The following is a 14755-nucleotide window of genomic DNA, read 5'->3' on the forward strand; positions in this document are numbered from 1 at the left end:
AGCGCAATGTGGATCGCCTTGTTGCGAACCATGCCTTCGTCGCGGATTTTGACCCGGATGGCGTCGAAGAACACCAGCGGATAGGCCGGATCGAGCGGCCGGGCCTGCCAGGCCGCGACCTCCTCGAGCACGGCGTCGGTGACTGTCGATATCAGGTCCGGCGAGACGTCGATGCCGTACAGTTCGCGCAGATGCCCTGTGATCTCCCGGGTGCTCATGCCGCGCGCGTACATTGACACGATTTTGTCGTCGAAACCCGGAAAACGCCGCTGGTACTTGGCGATCAGTTGTGGATCAAAGCTGCCTTGCCGATCGCGGGGTACCTCGATCTCGATCTTGCCGGTGTCGGTAACGACGGTCTTGCGGCCATAGCCATTGCGGTTGTTGCCAGCCTGGTCTTCGTGCCCGAGATGATGATCCATCTCGGCATTGAGCGCACGTTCAGCCAAGGCTTTCTTCAGCGAATCCAGCAAGCCGCCTTGCTGCAAGGCCGCAGCAGCATCGCCGCCAGCCAGAAGTTGATCCAGCAAATCTGACGGGATCGCAGGTTCTTTGCGTCGGGACATAGTGGGACTCCTTCTTACCCATTATGCCCGCCCACACACGGAAATCCTGACAGTTCCCGGCATGGCGCGCACGCTCTCGATATCGAAAAAGCGATTGCCCTTCACGTAGTCCGCTTTTCCTTCGAGAACAGGCCGGGCCAGTTCAGGCGCGAACATCGGATCCATCTGACCGTCACTGTCGACCTTCACAATAGCAGCTGCCCCAAGTTCGACGGCGCGTCGGTAGCCTGACACCGTAGCCCCGCCGACGCCAAGATTTCGTGCATTCCTGACAACAGATATGCGGCTGTCAGCTTCGGCCAGCCGGGTCATTACTTCCGCCTGCCCATCGTCGCTTCGATCATCGACGAGGATGATCATCGACACTGCCGGAGGGACCGCACTCACGACTTCGCCGATTGTCTCACTACATTTAAAGCAGGGTATCACAACTGCGATGCTGTCGGACCCTTCAGTCGTCACATGCAAATCGGTCAATTATTGATCCTCGCGGCGCACATAAGCATCCAATCCTGGCACGGGTGACGGTACCTGCTCGTAGTTCTTCCAAGATTCGCGAAATGCCTCATCCTCAAGATAGAATTCGAGATGGTCGAACTGGCGCGCACCGATTGCGTGCCGGACTTTGGCCACATCGACAAGCACAAGCGCGGGCTTTTCCGCTATATCTCTCGCCATTGCCGCGCGCTCACTTCGCTCGACAAAAGCAAGGAGCGCAGGATCTTGGGCCCCGTTCTCACGCAATTTGATCACTGCGGGCAGGAAAATGCGACTGTTGCTCGTCGAGCTCCAATGTCGGTCCGCGTAGACAGCCACCGGAAAACCCGGAAAGGGATGCGTGGCTATCGCCAAGTAAGGCTCGTTGGCCGGAACCATGTCCTCGACAAAAGCGACTACTTTCGCCGTCCGCATATACAATGGCTTGCCCGGCTGACTGGCCATCAACCAGAGTATGGGCGTTACAAGCGACGCTGCGACGACCAAAGCCAGGAGCGAACCCTGAACGATCCGGATCGTCCTGTCGACACCGCGCAGCAACAGCACATTAGCAATAAGCACAAAAGTGTATGCTGGATACAAATGATAGGAATAGTATTTGGCTTGGATCACGGCTGCGAGCAGGAACGCTACGCTAGCGAGGAGGGCGAGCAGCGACATCCCCGAGAATCTTTTGCGCGAAATCACCAATGCCGCCAAACCCATGAAAAGCGGAACAGCGAATAGCACGGCAATTTTTGAATTATGAACTAGCGAGGCCTCCTCGAATGCCCAGTATGCCTTGAATATCGCAGGCGCCGCCTCGAACAACCATTCGCGAGCCAGGATCATAATTGCCACGGCGTATGCAGCGATGGCGACGACGGCACCCAGCGCTTCGCCTCGCCATAACAGGGCCAAGCGGCGTTGGCGAACAAGGAGCGCTGCTTCGACTAGCAGGGGAACCAACCCAAAATATGGCTTCAGGGCAATACCGATTCCCGCCAATAGCCCGATGAGGATAGCAGCGCGTCTGTTGAGACTAAATCCGTCATAACGAATGCCCGCGGCAAGGATGTAAGGCAGCGACAGCATGACGGTGACATGTTCGCGCTGGCCAAAATCGCGGTAAGCGCCAAGGGTGAATAGTGTGGCGCAGACGAGAAGGAAAATTGCCCGCCAGACGCGGTCATAGTTGGCCACGCGCAAAAGCCGGTCCGAAACGATGAGCGTTAGCGCCGCTATGAGCGTTATGAATGTGCGAAACGCATGTTCGACGGGAATGCCAAGCAGTCGGGAGGCGAGGTTCGGAACGTGGGAGATCCACCAGATCAGGGGCGGGTTGGACTCCACTATGTCGCTACCGAACCAACCACCGTCCAGCAAAATACCGGAACCATAGAGCACCCAAGCGACATCGTGATTCAGGAAGGTGCGACTGAGAAGGAAAAGGCTGATAAAGGCTGCCAGGATCGGTGGTAGGGTCAGCCAACCCAACCGGTCCGTTGCTTGAGGTTTCGACTTTTGCCCGCGGAACATCCAGGCCTCTTTCACTAGTGCTGAGATGTACCTCCAAGGCCCTCCCTGAGGTCCGTCGAGCATAGGCGATCCTCTTTTGCATACAGTGGCGGGTTTGGCAGCACTGCTTCCAAGTTTTGCCAGTTTTCCCAAGATTTTCGGCCTGTCAAACATCATAATATAGTATCTCAGGGGCAAATCGACGAGGCCATTCTAGTGATCGGCAGTCCTTGGTTTGCCGCGCCATCCCGCATATGTTGAAGTAGGTTAATTTACTAACAAGACCGGCCACTCATGAGGTTACAAGGCCTCGGTCGCTCCCTTCGGATCGTGGGCACAGTTTCCTCAAATTATGATCTCAATGGAACAATCCTAAACTGGTGCCTTATGCATATGAGATGACAAGGATAGTGAGAGCGGAGACGGCTGCGCTAATTGGGATGGACATTGCCAGGTCGACTTTAGACGCAAGTATAGATTCGAGAAGGGCGGTCTGCGCTTGCAAAACTGCCGTCGTGCATGATGGAGAAAAAAATTCGAGTTCCTCGGATCAACGATCGACACAGTCGCTGGCGATACGTCACGAGATCCTGCTCACGCTGGCCAGCACACGAAGTTCAACGTCAAGCGCATCGAGGACGAGGCAGCCATGCCAAACCGACTGTGGAGCGCCTACTCCAGGTGGCGATCAGACCTAAGTCTCAACTCGTTGGCTAGCAAACGCGGAAACAATTTTTACTCGGAGCAAAACATGCGGATAGGTCAGAAATGCTTTGAACACTTTTATGTTCTCTGTCGGCAAATTCCCTGTGACCTAACGAATGGTCCGCAGAACAATAACCAATCCATCCCCATCCTCGCCCTCGCACGGTAGTTCCCGCCGGACGGCGTCGGCGCGGGCGCGGTTGAGGATCGCTTCCGGCACCCCGGGATCGTGAAACACGACATCGGCGATGCCGAGCAGGCGCGCCTGGCGCAGGGTCAGGTCCTCCGGGTCGTCGCTCGTGAGCACGAACTCGTAGCGACCTGCTGCCGGAGCGTCCCCTGCGCCATCCAGTGTCTCCTCCAGCCACGGTTCCAGCCGCCCGGCGGACGCGGCGTCGAGCACGTCGAGCGCGCCGCCTTCACCCAGCGCCTCGTCGAGCGCCCTGCGGCGTTCGTCGGTCGTGGGAAAGCGGGCCCGCAGCGCCTCGCGCGCCGCGCCGAGCCTGTCGGCGAGCGTCCCGATGGTCTGCGGCAACAGCGCTTCCAGCCGCAGCCGCAGATGCTTGGCGAGCCCGGCGGATGCCCCGCTGGTGCCAATCGCGATCAGCACCGGGTCGCGTTCCAGAATGGAGGGCAGGGTGAAGTCGCACAGCGCGGGCATGTCGGCGACATTGACCAGCAGGCCGAGCCGCTTCAGCCGGAGCGCCGCCGCAGTGGCAGCGCGCTCGTCCTCCACCGCGACGAAGGCGAGCCTTGCATGATGCGCCTCGGCCTCGCTGCAGACTTCGCCGCCCGCGCGCGTGACCAGCCGCGCCTTCGCTTCCGCCATCGCCCCTTCGCCGACCACCACCACGCGCGTGCCGGCGATGCGGTGGAAGAGCGGCAGGCTGCGCATGGCCTCAGTCGAGCCAGTCGGGAACGCGCTCGGCGTCCATGATCGCGGCCGGATCGATCCGGTCGGCGACGACGGCATGGCGATCGCCATCGACCAGCACCTCGGCGATGAAACCGCGCGAATTGTAGGATGAGGCCATGGTCGCGCCATAGGCCCCGGCGGTACGGAACACGGCGAGATCACCCGACTGGACCGCGTCGCATTCACGGTCGCGCGCAAAGGTGTCGCCGGTCTCGCAGATCGGGCCGACGATGTTGGCGGTCATCCGTTCGCCGCTCGGCTCGACCGCGTCGAAGTCGTGCCACGCGCCGTAGAGCGCGGGCCGGGCAAGATCGTTCATCGCGGCATCGACGATCACGAAGGGCGGGCCGTTGCCGCCGCGCTTCACGCGCACGATGCGGGTCAGCAATACGCCGGCCTCGCCTGCGATGACGCGGCCCGGCTCGAATGCCAGCTGCACGTCCCATCCTTCGGTCGCGCGGGCCACCATCGCACCGTATTCGGCCATGGTCGGAGGTATCTCGCCCGCCTTGTAGGCGACGCCGAGCCCACCGCCGAGATCCACATGGGTGATGGTGTGGCCATCCTCGCGCAATTGGGCAACCAGCTGGCCGGTCTTGGCAAAGGCGGTTTCGAGCGGCTCGAGATCGAGGAGCTGGCTGCCGATGTGGATCGCCACGCCGCGCAGCGACAGCCCGTCGAGCGCGGCCAGCTCGCGATAGGCTTCGCGGGCATGGACCATCGGGATGCCGAACTTGTTCTCGGCCTTGCCGGTCGAGATCTTCTCGTGCGTCTTGGCATCGACATCGGGATTGATGCGCAGCGTCGCCTGCGCCTGCAGGCCGAGGGATGCGGCCAGTTCTGCCAGCTCGCGGCCTTCCTCGCGCGATTCGATGTTGAATTGCCCGATCCCCTTCTCGAGCCCGAGGATGAGCTCGGCACGGCTCTTGCCGACACCCGAGAACACGATCTTGTCGGCCGGGATCCCGGCAGCGAGCGCACGGATCAGCTCGCCGCCCGATACCACGTCCGCGCCGTAACCTTCGTTGGCGAGAATGCGCAGCACGGCGAGGTTGGGGTTGGCCTTCACGGCAAAGGCGAGCAGCGGTTCGCGGCCCGACTGTTCGGCCACCGGGGCCAGCCCCGCGCGAAACTCCCGTGCGCGGGTTTCGAGTGCGGCGCGCGAATAGACATAGACCGGCGTGCCGATTTCGGACGCGATGCGCGACAGCGGCAGGTCCTCGGCGTGCATCACACCGTCACGGATCGGGAAATGGGTCATCGGCAATTACTCGGGAGGCAGGTCAAAGGGATCGTCTTCGCGTTCCTCCGACCGTTTTCGCAGTTCCACGCTGCGTTCGGGCGCCGCGAGCGTCTCAAGCTCGAGCAGCTTTTCGGCTTCGGGCCGTTCGCCCGCGCCATAGGGAGCCGGCGGCAACTCGGCATTGGCGACCGGTTCGAGCGCCCGCTTCTGGCCGCAACCGGCGAGGGCCAGCGCCACTACGGACGCGGTGAGAAAGGCGGATCTGCGCATCATTCCTCCATGCCCAGCGCGGTGCGCGCTTCGGCTACCCGGGCGCGTACCTGATCGGGCGCGGTCCCGCCATAGGATGCGCGGGCCGCAACCGAGGCCTCGACCGACAATGCGGCGAAAACCCGCTCGTCGATGCGGTCGTCCATAGCCTTGAGTTCTTGCAGCGAGAGCGCGTCGAGTGCGACGCCCTTGCTCTCGGCCAGCCTGACCGCGCTGCCGGTGATGTGATGCGCCTCGCGGAACGGGATGTCCGCCTCGCGCACCAGCCAGTCGGCAAGGTCGGTCGCGGTGGCATAGCCGAGCTCTGCCGCGTGCCGCATGCGCGCCGTATCGAAGGCGCTGTCGGCGACCATGCCGGTCATCGCGGCGATCGACAGGGCGAGCAGGCCGGAGGCTTCGAACACGGGCGGCTTGTCGTCCTGCATGTCCTTCGAATAGGCGAGCGGCAGGCCCTTCATCGTGATCATTAGCGCGGTCGCGCATCCGATCACCCGACCGGCATGGCCGCGCACCAGCTCGGCGGCGTCGGGGTTCTTCTTCTGCGGCATGATCGAGCTACCGGTGCTGAGCGCATCGGGCAGCCTGATGAAGCCGAACGGCTGGCTGGCCCACAGGATCATTTCTTCCGCGAGCCGCGAGAGATGGAGCGCGCACTGGCTTGCCGCCATCAGGTAGTCGAGCGCGAAATCGCGGTCCGATACGGCGTCGAGGCTGTTGCGCGTCGGTGCATCGAAGCCGAGCGCACGCGCCGTCGCCTCGCGATCGATCGGAAAGCCCGTCCCAGCGAGTGCCGCACTGCCGAGCGGCGAAAAATTCATCCGTGCACGCGCGTCGGCGAAGCGACTGCGATCGCGGGCGATCATCTCGTAATAAGCCATCAGGTGGTGGCCGAGCGTCACCGGCTGCGCGGTCTGCAGATGGGTGAAGCCGGGCATGATGGTGCCGGCATGGGCGCCTGCCTGCTCCACGAGCGCGCGCTGCAGGTCCGCCAGACCCGCGTCGGCCTGGTCGAGGGCATCGCGCACCCACAGCTTGAAGTCGGTCGCCACCTGGTCGTTGCGGCTGCGCGCCGTGTGAAGACGCCCGGCCGCCGGGCCGATCAGTTCCGACAAGCGGCTTTCGGTCGTCATGTGAATGTCTTCCAGGTCCCAGTCTTCCGGAACGCCGTCCGCCTCGTATTCGGCGGCAACCCGGTCGAGCCCGTCGGATATCGTCGCCGCGTCCTCGGCGCTGACGATGCCCTGCGCGCCGAGCATCGCGACATGGGCCTTGCTTGCCGCTATGTCCTGGCGCCAGAGCGCCTTGTCGAAGGGAATCGAGGCGTTTATCTCGCGCATGATCGCGCTCGGCCCCTCGGCAAAGCGTCCGCCCCACATCTGGTTGGAGCCTTTCGAATTGTCCCGTTCGCTGCTCACGCTCGCGCTTGCCGCCCTTCTGCTGACTGGCGGCTGCGATAGGGAAGCGCCGCAAGAGGCGCAAGAAAACGCACCTTCGCCCGAGGCAACGGGCGCTTTGACCGGGACAATCGATGCCGAATACGCAGGCGAGTTGATGCCCGCGATAGCGCTCACCAATCCCTCCGGCGGCGCCCTCAATACCGGGGCGCTCCAGGGCGAGCCGGTGCTGGTCAACCTGTGGGCGACCTGGTGCGCGCCCTGTGTCGCGGAAATGCCTTTGCTGGACGAGCTTGCAGCCGAGTACGACGGGCGCTTGCGCGTGGTCACCGTCAGCCAGGACCTGACCGGGGCGAAGGCGGTGGAGCCGTTCTTCGCCGCGCGCCGGTTCACGCATCTGGAACCATGGCTCGACCCGGAGACTGCCTTCGGCTTCGCACTGGGCGATGTCGCGTTGCCGACGACCGTGCTCTACGACGCGGCAGGCCAGGAAGTCTGGCGGGTACAGGGCGGCTACGACTGGGGGAGCGAGGAAGCGCGCGCCGCCATCGACACCGCGATCGGTGGCTGAGCCGCAAAAATATCGAAAACGTGGTGGGCGATGACAGGCTCGAACTGCCGACCCTCTCGGTGTAAACGAGATGCTCTACCAACTGAGCTAATCGCCCCACGGCCTTGCGGCGTGCGCGCTATCTAGCGTGCGCGAGCGCAAAATCAATCGCCGATGGCGCGGGCGCCTGCACGGCGCTAGGGCAGGGCGATGATCCTCCCCCGTATCACCGTGCTGGCGACCGGCGGCACCATCGCCGGCAAGGCGGGTTCTGCGACTCGCCACGATTACCGGCCCGGCCAGATCGGCATTGCCGAATTCCTGGCGCAGGCCGCCGCTCTCGATCTTCACGCCCGGCTCGACGGTCGACAGATCGCGAATATCGGGTCGGAGAACATCGACGAGGAAGTGTGGGCACAACTCCATGCCGCCTGCCGCGAAGCGCTCGCGGATGCGGATTGCGCGGGCGTCGTCATCACCCATGGTACCGACACCGTCGAGGAAACCGCCTTCGTGCTCGACCAGACGTTGCCGTGCGACAAGCCGGTGGTGCTGGTGGGCGCGATGCGTCCGGCAGACGTTGTCGGCTCGGACGGACTGCGCAATTTCGCGAGCGCGGTGCGCGTTGCGGCGGCGTCCGATGCCGCGGGGCGGGGCGTGCTCGTGGTGATGGGCGACCGGGTCTATGCCGCGCGCGATATCCGCAAGGCGCGGACCGACAGTACCGATGCCTTCGCCGGTTTTCCGCGCGATGCGATCGGCCTCGCCCGGCCGAGCCAGCTCGAATGGTTCGGCGCGCCGTGGCGCGTGGGCGAATGCGCGCGCTTCGACTTGCCCCGGCAATGGCCGGAGGTGGCAGTGATCTTCGTTACCGCCGGGATGACGGCACAGATCGCTGCCCGCCAGATCGCGCCGGAGACGCGCGGAGTCGTGGTTGCGGGCGTCGGCGAGGGCAACATGCCTGCCGGCGTGCGCGCGATGCTGGCGGACAAGGTGCGCGATGGGCTGGCGGTCGTGCGCGCCAGCCGGGTGGAGGAAGCGCTGATCGACCGGGAGCCGGACGACGATCAATCCGGCTTCGTCGCATCGCGCGCGCTGACGGCGCAAAAGGCGCGGATCCTGCTGGCGTTGCTGCTGGCGAGCGGGATCACCGACCCCGCCGCCGTGCAGGCAGAATTCGACCGTCGCTGAACCTCAGCCGTTCGGCACGACGAGATACTTCTCGCCGGTCTTCATCTGCTTGTAGTCCATGATCGCGTCCTTGGTCAGCATGCCTTCGAGATCGACTTTCGACTTGTAGCTGCTGGCGAAAGTGGTCGTCAGATTGTCCAGCACGCGCTTGCGCATCCGCATCATGGTTTCCTGCCCGGCCTGCTGCAGGAACGGCGTGAGCAGCCAGCCCGACAGCGTCCAGCCGAAGCCGTAGCTGGGCGTCAGCGTGGTCGGCGAGAAGTCGAGGCGGCCATAGATGAACATGCGCTTCGCCTGGTTCGAGCCGTAGCGCGAATATTCGCTCATCTTCGAGACCGCGACCTGCTCCATCGCCTTGAAGCAGCTGTCGACCATCGTCCCGCCGCCGATCGGATCGAAGCCGTAGAAAGCGTCGGTTTCGTCGATCGCCGACTTGAGCTGGTTCATGAAGTCGCCGTCCGAGGAATTGACGATATGCGTCGCCCCGAGATCCTTGAGCAGGTCGACCTGGTCCTGCTTGCGCACGATGTTCACGAGGCCGAGCCCGTCTTCCTGGCAGATCTTGACCAGCATCTGGCCGAGGTTGGACGCGCCGACCGTGTGCAGGATCGCCTTCTGGCCGTCCATCTTGGCGTTTTCGGCAAAGCCGAGCGCGGTCATCGGGTTCACGAAGCTCGAAGCGCCGTCTTCCGAGGAATGGTCGCCGAGCGGCAGGCACATGGTCGCATCGACCAGCGCATACTGGCTGAACGCGTGGCCGGGCACGCAGGCGACCCGCTGGCCCATCAGCGCCTTGGCCATGTCGGAATCGCCGGTGGCGACGACGGTGCCGGCCCCTTCGTTGCCTGCCGGCAGGCGCTGCCCGTGGCGCGCCTTGGACCCGGTGTTGAACGGTTCGGGCATGTTGGCGACGACCTTGCCGGGCGAATATTCGGCGTTCTCGAAATCGGCGGCGCCGGTCAGGATGGCCAGGTCGCTCGGGTTGATCGGAGCGGCTTCCATGCGGACGAGCACCTGGTTTCCGGTCGGATCGCGGAACTCGCTTTCTGCGATCTCCAGCGTGAGGGTGCCGTCGCTTGTCAGCGTGGTGAAAAGTTGCTTGCCGGTGGTGGCCATGTCGATCTCTCCTGTGACTGTTGTGGTCTGGCTAGTCGCTACGGGAGCGCGTGGCTAGGGTGCCGTTGCGTCAACCCGCGTCGCGGCTATTGGCAAGCGGCGTGCTGCAGGCCAGACGCCGTTGCACGGATATCATCGAAGGAATGCCCATGCGCAGATTACTGACCGTTTCGGTTGCCGCCCTGGCCCTGTTGCACGGCGCGACCGCACTGGGCCACGACGGCGAGGTTTCCGCAGAACGCCTTGAGGCGGACGTCACCCTGCTTGCCGACGATGCCCTGGGCGGGCGCGAGGCGGGGACCGAAGGATACAATCTGGCGGCGGGCTACGTCGGGGGAGAATTTGCAGCGATCGGGCTCGATCCCGCGATCGGCAACCATTATTTCCAGACCATGCCGTTCCGCTTTTTCCAGGCGGACGATCCGTCGAAGCTTTCGATGACCATCATCGGGCGCGACGGTGCGCAGACGCTGGTCCCGGGCGACGAGATCATGATCGGAACCGAGGCCGCGGTCGCTTCCGCCAGCATCGAGGCGCCGCTGGTATTCGTCGGCAGCGGGTTCGCCGATGACGGGCTGGGCTGGGACGATTTCTCCGGCGTCGATGTCGCGGGCAAGATCGCGGTCGTCCTGCGCAATCCGCCGAAGATCATGGGCGACCAAGAGTACGGTTACTATCGCAACACGCAGGCCGAGCGGCTGGCAGCGCGCGGTGCCGTCGGCATGATCGTCCTCGTTACGCCGACTTACGAGAAGGGCATCAAGTTCGAGATGCTCAAGAGCGATTTCGAACCGGCCGTCAACATGGCCTGGCTGAGGGCTGACGGAACACCCTTCGCCGAGGTTCCCGACAGCTTCATCCGCGCTTTCGCGAGCGAGGAACTCGGCCGGCGCCTGATGGAAGGCCAGCCGGTCAGCTGGGAAGAAGCGGCAGCGGCCGAAGCCGATGGCAAGAAACGCCTACCGGCCTTCGAGCTGGGGTTCGGCGCGCGCCTGACCGCGGGCAACCGGCTGTGGCAGCAGAACAGCTACAATGTCGTCGGCGTGTTGCCGGGTAGCGATCCTGCGCTCGCGAACGAGATCGTCGTCGTCACCGCGCATCTCGACGGCGTCGGCACCCACGTCACCGAGAAGGAAGGCGACGACGAGATCGTCAATGCCGCGATGGACAATGCGACAGGCGTTGCCGCGATCACGGAGATCGCCCGCCTGCTCGCCCCGACCCCGCCGCGCCGCACGCTGGTGTTCGCCGCGTTGACCGCCGAGGAAAAGGGCCTGTGGGGCGCCGATTACCTTGCGCGCAACCCGGTCATGGCGGGCACGCACAAGGTCGTTGCCAATATCAACGTCGACATGCCGCTATCATCCTGGGAATTCACCGACCTGGTGGTCTACGGCGTCGAACGGACCACCATGGAACCGGTCATCCGCCAGTCTGTCGCCAGTGCCGGACTGGTCATCGTGCCCGATCCGCAGCCCGAGGAAAGCTATTTCACCCGCTCGGACCACTATCGTTTCGTGCAGCAGGGAATCCCGTCGGTCTACGTCAACCCGGGCTTCGGCAACGGCGGCGACAAGGCCTACAAGGACTTCATCGGGAAACATTATCACCAGCCTTCGGACGAGGTCGGGAACGTCGATTTCAGGCAATTGGCACGCTTCACCGATGTCTATCGCGACATCGTCGTGGGCGTTGCCAACATGGACGAGGCACCGCTGTGGCGCAAAGGTGATTTCTTCGCGAAGTTCTACGGCGGCAAGATGGAGGACTGATCCCCTCCTACCGGCAGCGGTGAGTCGGGATATGTGGCGCGAACGAAATACAGGCCGTGGGGCGGGGCATTGAGACCCAGTTCCTGCCGGTCCTTCGCGACCAGCGCTTGTGCCACCTGCTCCTCGCGCCAGCGCCCCATGCCGACCAGCGCCAGGCAGCCGACGATGCTGCGGACCTGGTGGTGCAGGAAACTGCGCGCCTCGGCATGGATCAGCACGTGCTCGCCATCTCTCTCGACATCCAGCCGGTCGAGCGTCTTGACCGGACTGGCCGACTGGCAATGAACCGAGCGGAAGGTCGTGAAATCATGGTGGCCGACCAGCGCCTGTGCGGCGCGGTGCATGGCCTCTTCGTCGAGCGGCTGCGTTACCTGCCACGCCCGGTCCTTCTCCAGCGTCAGCGGCGCGCGGCGATTGGCGATACGATAGATGTAAGCGCGACCCGTGCAGGAAAAGCGCGCGTGCCAGTCGTCGGGCACGATCTCGCAGTGCGTGACTGCGATCGGATCGGGTCGCAGATGCGCGTTGAGCGCCTCCATCAGCCGGAACGGTTCGATCGGTTTGGCGATGTCGACATGGCTGCGCATCGCAAGTGCGTGGACGCCGGTGTCGGTGCGACCCGCCGAGGCGAGCGTCACCTGCTCGCCCGTAATGCCCAGCACCGCCTCTTCGACCGACTGCTGCACGCTTGGGCCATGCGGCTGGCGCTGCAGGCCGAAGAAGGGTGTGCCGTCGAATTCGAGGGTCAGGGCGAAACGTTTCATCAGCGCGTCACCGGACCAGCGTGCCCTCCGGCACCGGCTTGCCGCGCAGGAAATCGGCCGCGTCCATCACCGGCTTGCCTGCGCGCTGGACTCGGGTCGGGCGGATCGCGGCGTGTTCGCAGGCGATGGTCAGTTCGTCGTCCAGGACATAGCCCGGCTTGCCCGCGCGCCCGATCACGTCGGCGGCGAAGACCTTGATCCGTTCGCCGTCGAGCTCGAACCAGGCACCCGGCGCGGGCGCGAAGGCGCGAACCTGCCGCTCGATGAAGCCGGCTGCGCGCGTGAAATCGATGCGCGCCTCGGACTTGTCGATCTTCGCGGCATAGGTCGCTTCCTTGTCGTCCTGCTCGACCGGCCGAAGCGCGGGCAGGTCGATCAGCGTGCCGACCATCAGTTGCGCGCCGATTTCCGCGAGTTCCGCGGTTAGTTCGCCGGCGGTCTTGTCCTCGATCGGGGTGCGGGCGGTCGCCAGCATGGGGCCGCTGTCGAGACCCGCTTCCATCTGCATGATCGTGATTCCCGTCACCGGGTCGCCCGCCAGGATCGCGCGCTGGATCGGTGCCGCGCCGCGCCATGCAGGCAACAGCGAGGCGTGGACGTTGAGACAGCCGTACCTCGGCACGTCGAGCACTGCCTGCGGAAGGATCAGGCCATAGGCTGCGACCACCGCGAGGTCCGGTTCGAGCGCGGCGAAATCGGCCAGCGTATCGATGTCCTTCAGCCGCTCGGGATGGCGCACCTCGATATGCAACCGTTCGGCTGCCTGATGCACCGGCGTCTTGACCAGTTCGCGCCCACGTCTGCCGCCGGGGCGCGGCGGCTGGGTATATACGCACACCACCTCGTGTGCCGCTTCGACCAGCGCGTCGAGCGTCGGAACGGCGAACTCTGGCGTTCCCATGAAAACTATCCGCATAGCGAGGCCTTGTAATTCCACCGTTCGGGCTGAGCTTGTCGAAGCCCTGCCTTTTCTTCTGCGGCAAGGCTAGTAGGAAGTACGGCCCTTCGACAGGCTCAGGGCGAACAAAAAAAGGGCGAGGCGCTTTGGCTTCACAAGAGATCGAGACGCTCGCATCGGCGCTGGCGCGGCTGCCCGGCCTCGGGCCACGGTCGGCCCGGCGCGCGGTCCTGTGGCTGGTCAAGCGGCGCGACAGCTCGCTCGGCGCGCTGGTCGATGCGCTGGCCGCGGTGCGCGACACGCTGGTGGAATGCTCCGTGTGCGGCAATGTCGACACGCGCGATCCCTGCGGCATCTGCGCCGATCCGCGCCGCGACACCCGTTCGATTTGCGTGGTCGAGGACGTGTCCGACCTGTGGGCGCTCGATCGGGCGAAGCTGTTCACCGGCAAATATCACGTGCTCGGCGGCAAGCTGTCCGCGCTGGACGGCGTGCGACCCGAAGATCTCAATATCGCCGGACTGCTCGCCCGGGTCGAGCAGGGCGGGGTGGACGAGGTCGTGCTCGCCATGAACGCCACGCTCGAAGGGCAGACGACCGCGCATTATCTCGCCGAGCGGCTCGAGGGTTTCCCGATCCGCATCACCCAGCTCGCCCATGGCCTGCCGGTCGGCGGCGAGCTCGACTACCTGGACGAGGGCACGTTGGCGCAGGCGCTCAGGGCGAGAAGACCCGTTTCCTGACCTTGCCGTTTGGCGAAGCCGACACTAAATCGCCACCCATGGCCATACGTGAGATTCTCGAGGTGCCGGATCCCCGGCTCAAGATCGTGTCCGAACCGGTGAAGCCGGAAGAGTTCAACGACGATTTGCGCACGCTCGTCGACGACATGTTCGAGACGATGTACGATGCTTATGGCATCGGCCTCGCCGCGATCCAGGTCGGCGTGCCCAAGCGCCTGCTGGTGATCGACCTGCAGCCCGAGGATCCGGATGCGCCGCCGGTCGAATGCGATCACGACGGGCACAAGCACACCCATCCCGCTACCAAGAAGGAGCCGCGGGTTTTCGTGAATCCCGAGATTCTCGATCCGGCGGAAGAACTCTCTACCTACTCGGAAGGCTGCCTGTCGGTCCCCGAGATCTATGCCGACGTCGATCGCCCCTCGACCTGCCGGGTCCGCTACCAGGATCTCGACGGCAACACGCACGAGGAAGACCTCGAAGGAATGATGTCGACCTGCATCCAGCACGAGATGGACCACCTTGAGGGGATCCTGTTCATCGATCACCTCAGCCGTCTGAAGCGCAACATGGCGCTCAAGAAGCTCAAGAAACTGCGCGAAGCGGCTTGATCGTCCGAAACGGTTGAAATT

The 14755-nt window shown here is 64.0% G+C and carries 15 protein-coding genes and 1 tRNA gene; 5 read left to right on the forward strand and 11 right to left on the reverse strand.

The genetic code is table 11. The features are described from left to right. The 7 genes from GRI48_RS10575 to argH all read right to left on the reverse strand — a co-directional run. Positions 1-566: IS256 family transposase (locus tag GRI48_RS10575; protein WP_202389317.1), on the reverse strand; the 566-nt coding region annotated here is incomplete at its 3' end. 21 nt (positions 567-587) lie between these two features. Beyond that, positions 588-1028 carry a glycosyltransferase family 2 protein gene (locus tag GRI48_RS10580; protein WP_337190825.1) on the reverse strand — a complete coding sequence of 147 codons (441 nt, stop codon included), beginning with the start codon at positions 1026-1028 and terminating at the stop codon, positions 588-590. A gap of 15 nt (positions 1029-1043) precedes the next feature. Next, on the reverse strand, positions 1044-2582 hold the full coding sequence (locus tag GRI48_RS10585) for a hypothetical protein (RefSeq protein WP_160675707.1): 1539 nt from the start codon (positions 2580-2582) through the stop codon (positions 1044-1046). Between the two features lie 793 nt (positions 2583-3375). Beyond that, positions 3376-4161, reverse strand: a complete 786-nt coding sequence (locus tag GRI48_RS10590) for a precorrin-2 dehydrogenase/sirohydrochlorin ferrochelatase family protein (RefSeq protein ID WP_160675710.1) — start codon at positions 4159-4161, stop codon at positions 3376-3378. Positions 4162-4165: 4 nt separating this feature from the next. Next, positions 4166-5443 carry a diaminopimelate decarboxylase gene (gene lysA / locus GRI48_RS10595; protein ID WP_160675713.1) on the reverse strand — a complete coding sequence of 426 codons (1278 nt, stop codon included), beginning with the start codon at positions 5441-5443 and terminating at the stop codon, positions 4166-4168. A gap of 6 nt (positions 5444-5449) precedes the next feature. Beyond that, positions 5450-5698, reverse strand: a complete 249-nt coding sequence (lptM, locus tag GRI48_RS10600) for an LPS translocon maturation chaperone LptM (protein ID WP_160675716.1) — start codon at positions 5696-5698, stop codon at positions 5450-5452. Further along, the gene (argH, locus tag GRI48_RS10605) at positions 5695-7071 is read right to left on the reverse strand and encodes an argininosuccinate lyase (protein ID WP_160675719.1); all 1377 of its coding nucleotides are present in this window, start codon (positions 7069-7071) and stop codon (positions 5695-5697) included. The genes lptM and argH overlap by 4 nt, the downstream gene beginning before the upstream one ends. A 19-nt stretch (positions 7072-7090) precedes the next feature. Between argH and GRI48_RS10610 the strand changes: the two genes are divergently transcribed. Continuing rightward, positions 7091-7660: a TlpA family protein disulfide reductase gene (locus tag GRI48_RS10610; protein WP_237451909.1), complete on the forward strand. Its 570-nt coding sequence runs from the start codon at positions 7091-7093 to the stop codon at positions 7658-7660. Between the two features lie 21 nt (positions 7661-7681). On the opposite strand, the gene GRI48_RS10615 is transcribed toward GRI48_RS10610, so the two are convergent. Continuing rightward, positions 7682-7757: transfer RNA gene (locus tag GRI48_RS10615), tRNA-Val, on the reverse strand. 92 nt (positions 7758-7849) lie between these two features. On the opposite strand from GRI48_RS10615, the gene GRI48_RS10620 reads away from it, so the two are divergent. Next, a complete protein-coding gene (locus GRI48_RS10620; RefSeq protein WP_160675725.1) occupies positions 7850-8830 on the forward strand; it encodes an asparaginase in 981 nt (326 codons plus the stop codon). Between the two features lie 3 nt (positions 8831-8833). Here the strand turns inward: GRI48_RS10620 and GRI48_RS10625 are convergent, their stop codons facing one another. Continuing rightward, a complete protein-coding gene (locus GRI48_RS10625) occupies positions 8834-9946 on the reverse strand; it encodes a zinc-binding dehydrogenase (protein WP_160675728.1) in 1113 nt (370 codons plus the stop codon). Between the two features lie 149 nt (positions 9947-10095). On the opposite strand from GRI48_RS10625, the gene GRI48_RS10630 reads away from it, so the two are divergent. Next, positions 10096-11718, forward strand: a complete 1623-nt coding sequence (locus GRI48_RS10630; protein WP_160675731.1) for a M28 family peptidase — start codon at positions 10096-10098, stop codon at positions 11716-11718. Here the strand turns inward: GRI48_RS10630 and truA are convergent. Both truA and fmt read right to left on the reverse strand, forming a co-directional pair. Further along, on the reverse strand, positions 11694-12482 hold the full coding sequence (gene truA / locus GRI48_RS10635) for a tRNA pseudouridine(38-40) synthase TruA (protein ID WP_160675734.1): 789 nt from the start codon (positions 12480-12482) through the stop codon (positions 11694-11696). The genes GRI48_RS10630 and truA overlap by 25 nt on opposite strands. 7 nt (positions 12483-12489) lie before the next feature. After that, the gene (fmt, locus tag GRI48_RS10640; RefSeq protein ID WP_160675737.1) at positions 12490-13398 is read right to left on the reverse strand and encodes a methionyl-tRNA formyltransferase; all 909 of its coding nucleotides are present in this window, start codon (positions 13396-13398) and stop codon (positions 12490-12492) included. 128 nt (positions 13399-13526) lie between these two features. On the opposite strand from fmt, the gene recR reads away from it, so the two are divergent. Continuing rightward, positions 13527-14123: a recombination mediator RecR gene (gene recR / locus GRI48_RS10645; RefSeq protein WP_160675740.1), complete on the forward strand. Its 597-nt coding sequence runs from the start codon at positions 13527-13529 to the stop codon at positions 14121-14123. Positions 14124-14161: 38 nt separating this feature from the next. Beyond that, positions 14162-14734, forward strand: a complete 573-nt coding sequence (locus GRI48_RS10650; protein WP_160675743.1) for a peptide deformylase — start codon at positions 14162-14164, stop codon at positions 14732-14734. Positions 14735-14755: the final 21 nt, after the last annotated feature.

The organism is Qipengyuania oceanensis, assembly GCF_009827535.1.
GTDB lineage: Bacteria > Pseudomonadota > Alphaproteobacteria > Sphingomonadales > Sphingomonadaceae > Qipengyuania_C > Qipengyuania_C oceanensis.

What these genes read in the sequence shown, in the direction of transcription:
- GRI48_RS10630 (WP_160675731.1), top strand. Translation starts at nt 10,096, where the DNA reads ATGCGCAGATTACTGACCGTTTCGGTTGCCGCCCTGGCCCTGTTGCAC.
- fmt (WP_160675737.1), bottom strand. Translation starts at nt 13,398, where the DNA reads ATGCGGATAGTTTTCATGGGAACGCCAGAGTTCGCCGTTCCGACGCTC.
- lysA (WP_160675713.1), bottom strand. Translation starts at nt 5,443, where the DNA reads ATGACCCATTTCCCGATCCGTGACGGTGTGATGCACGCCGAGGACCTG.
- argH (WP_160675719.1), bottom strand. Translation starts at nt 7,071, where the DNA reads ATGTGGGGCGGACGCTTTGCCGAGGGGCCGAGCGCGATCATGCGCGAG.
- GRI48_RS10625 (WP_160675728.1), bottom strand. Translation starts at nt 9,946, where the DNA reads ATGGCCACCACCGGCAAGCAACTTTTCACCACGCTGACAAGCGACGGC.
- lptM (WP_160675716.1), bottom strand. Translation starts at nt 5,698, where the DNA reads ATGATGCGCAGATCCGCCTTTCTCACCGCGTCCGTAGTGGCGCTGGCC.
- GRI48_RS10590 (WP_160675710.1), bottom strand. Translation starts at nt 4,161, where the DNA reads ATGCGCAGCCTGCCGCTCTTCCACCGCATCGCCGGCACGCGCGTGGTG.
- GRI48_RS10650 (WP_160675743.1), top strand. Translation starts at nt 14,162, where the DNA reads ATGGCCATACGTGAGATTCTCGAGGTGCCGGATCCCCGGCTCAAGATC.
- GRI48_RS10620 (WP_160675725.1), top strand. Translation starts at nt 7,850, where the DNA reads ATGATCCTCCCCCGTATCACCGTGCTGGCGACCGGCGGCACCATCGCC.
- GRI48_RS10585 (WP_160675707.1), bottom strand. Translation starts at nt 2,582, where the DNA reads ATGTTCCGCGGGCAAAAGTCGAAACCTCAAGCAACGGACCGGTTGGGT.
- truA (WP_160675734.1), bottom strand. Translation starts at nt 12,482, where the DNA reads ATGAAACGTTTCGCCCTGACCCTCGAATTCGACGGCACACCCTTCTTC.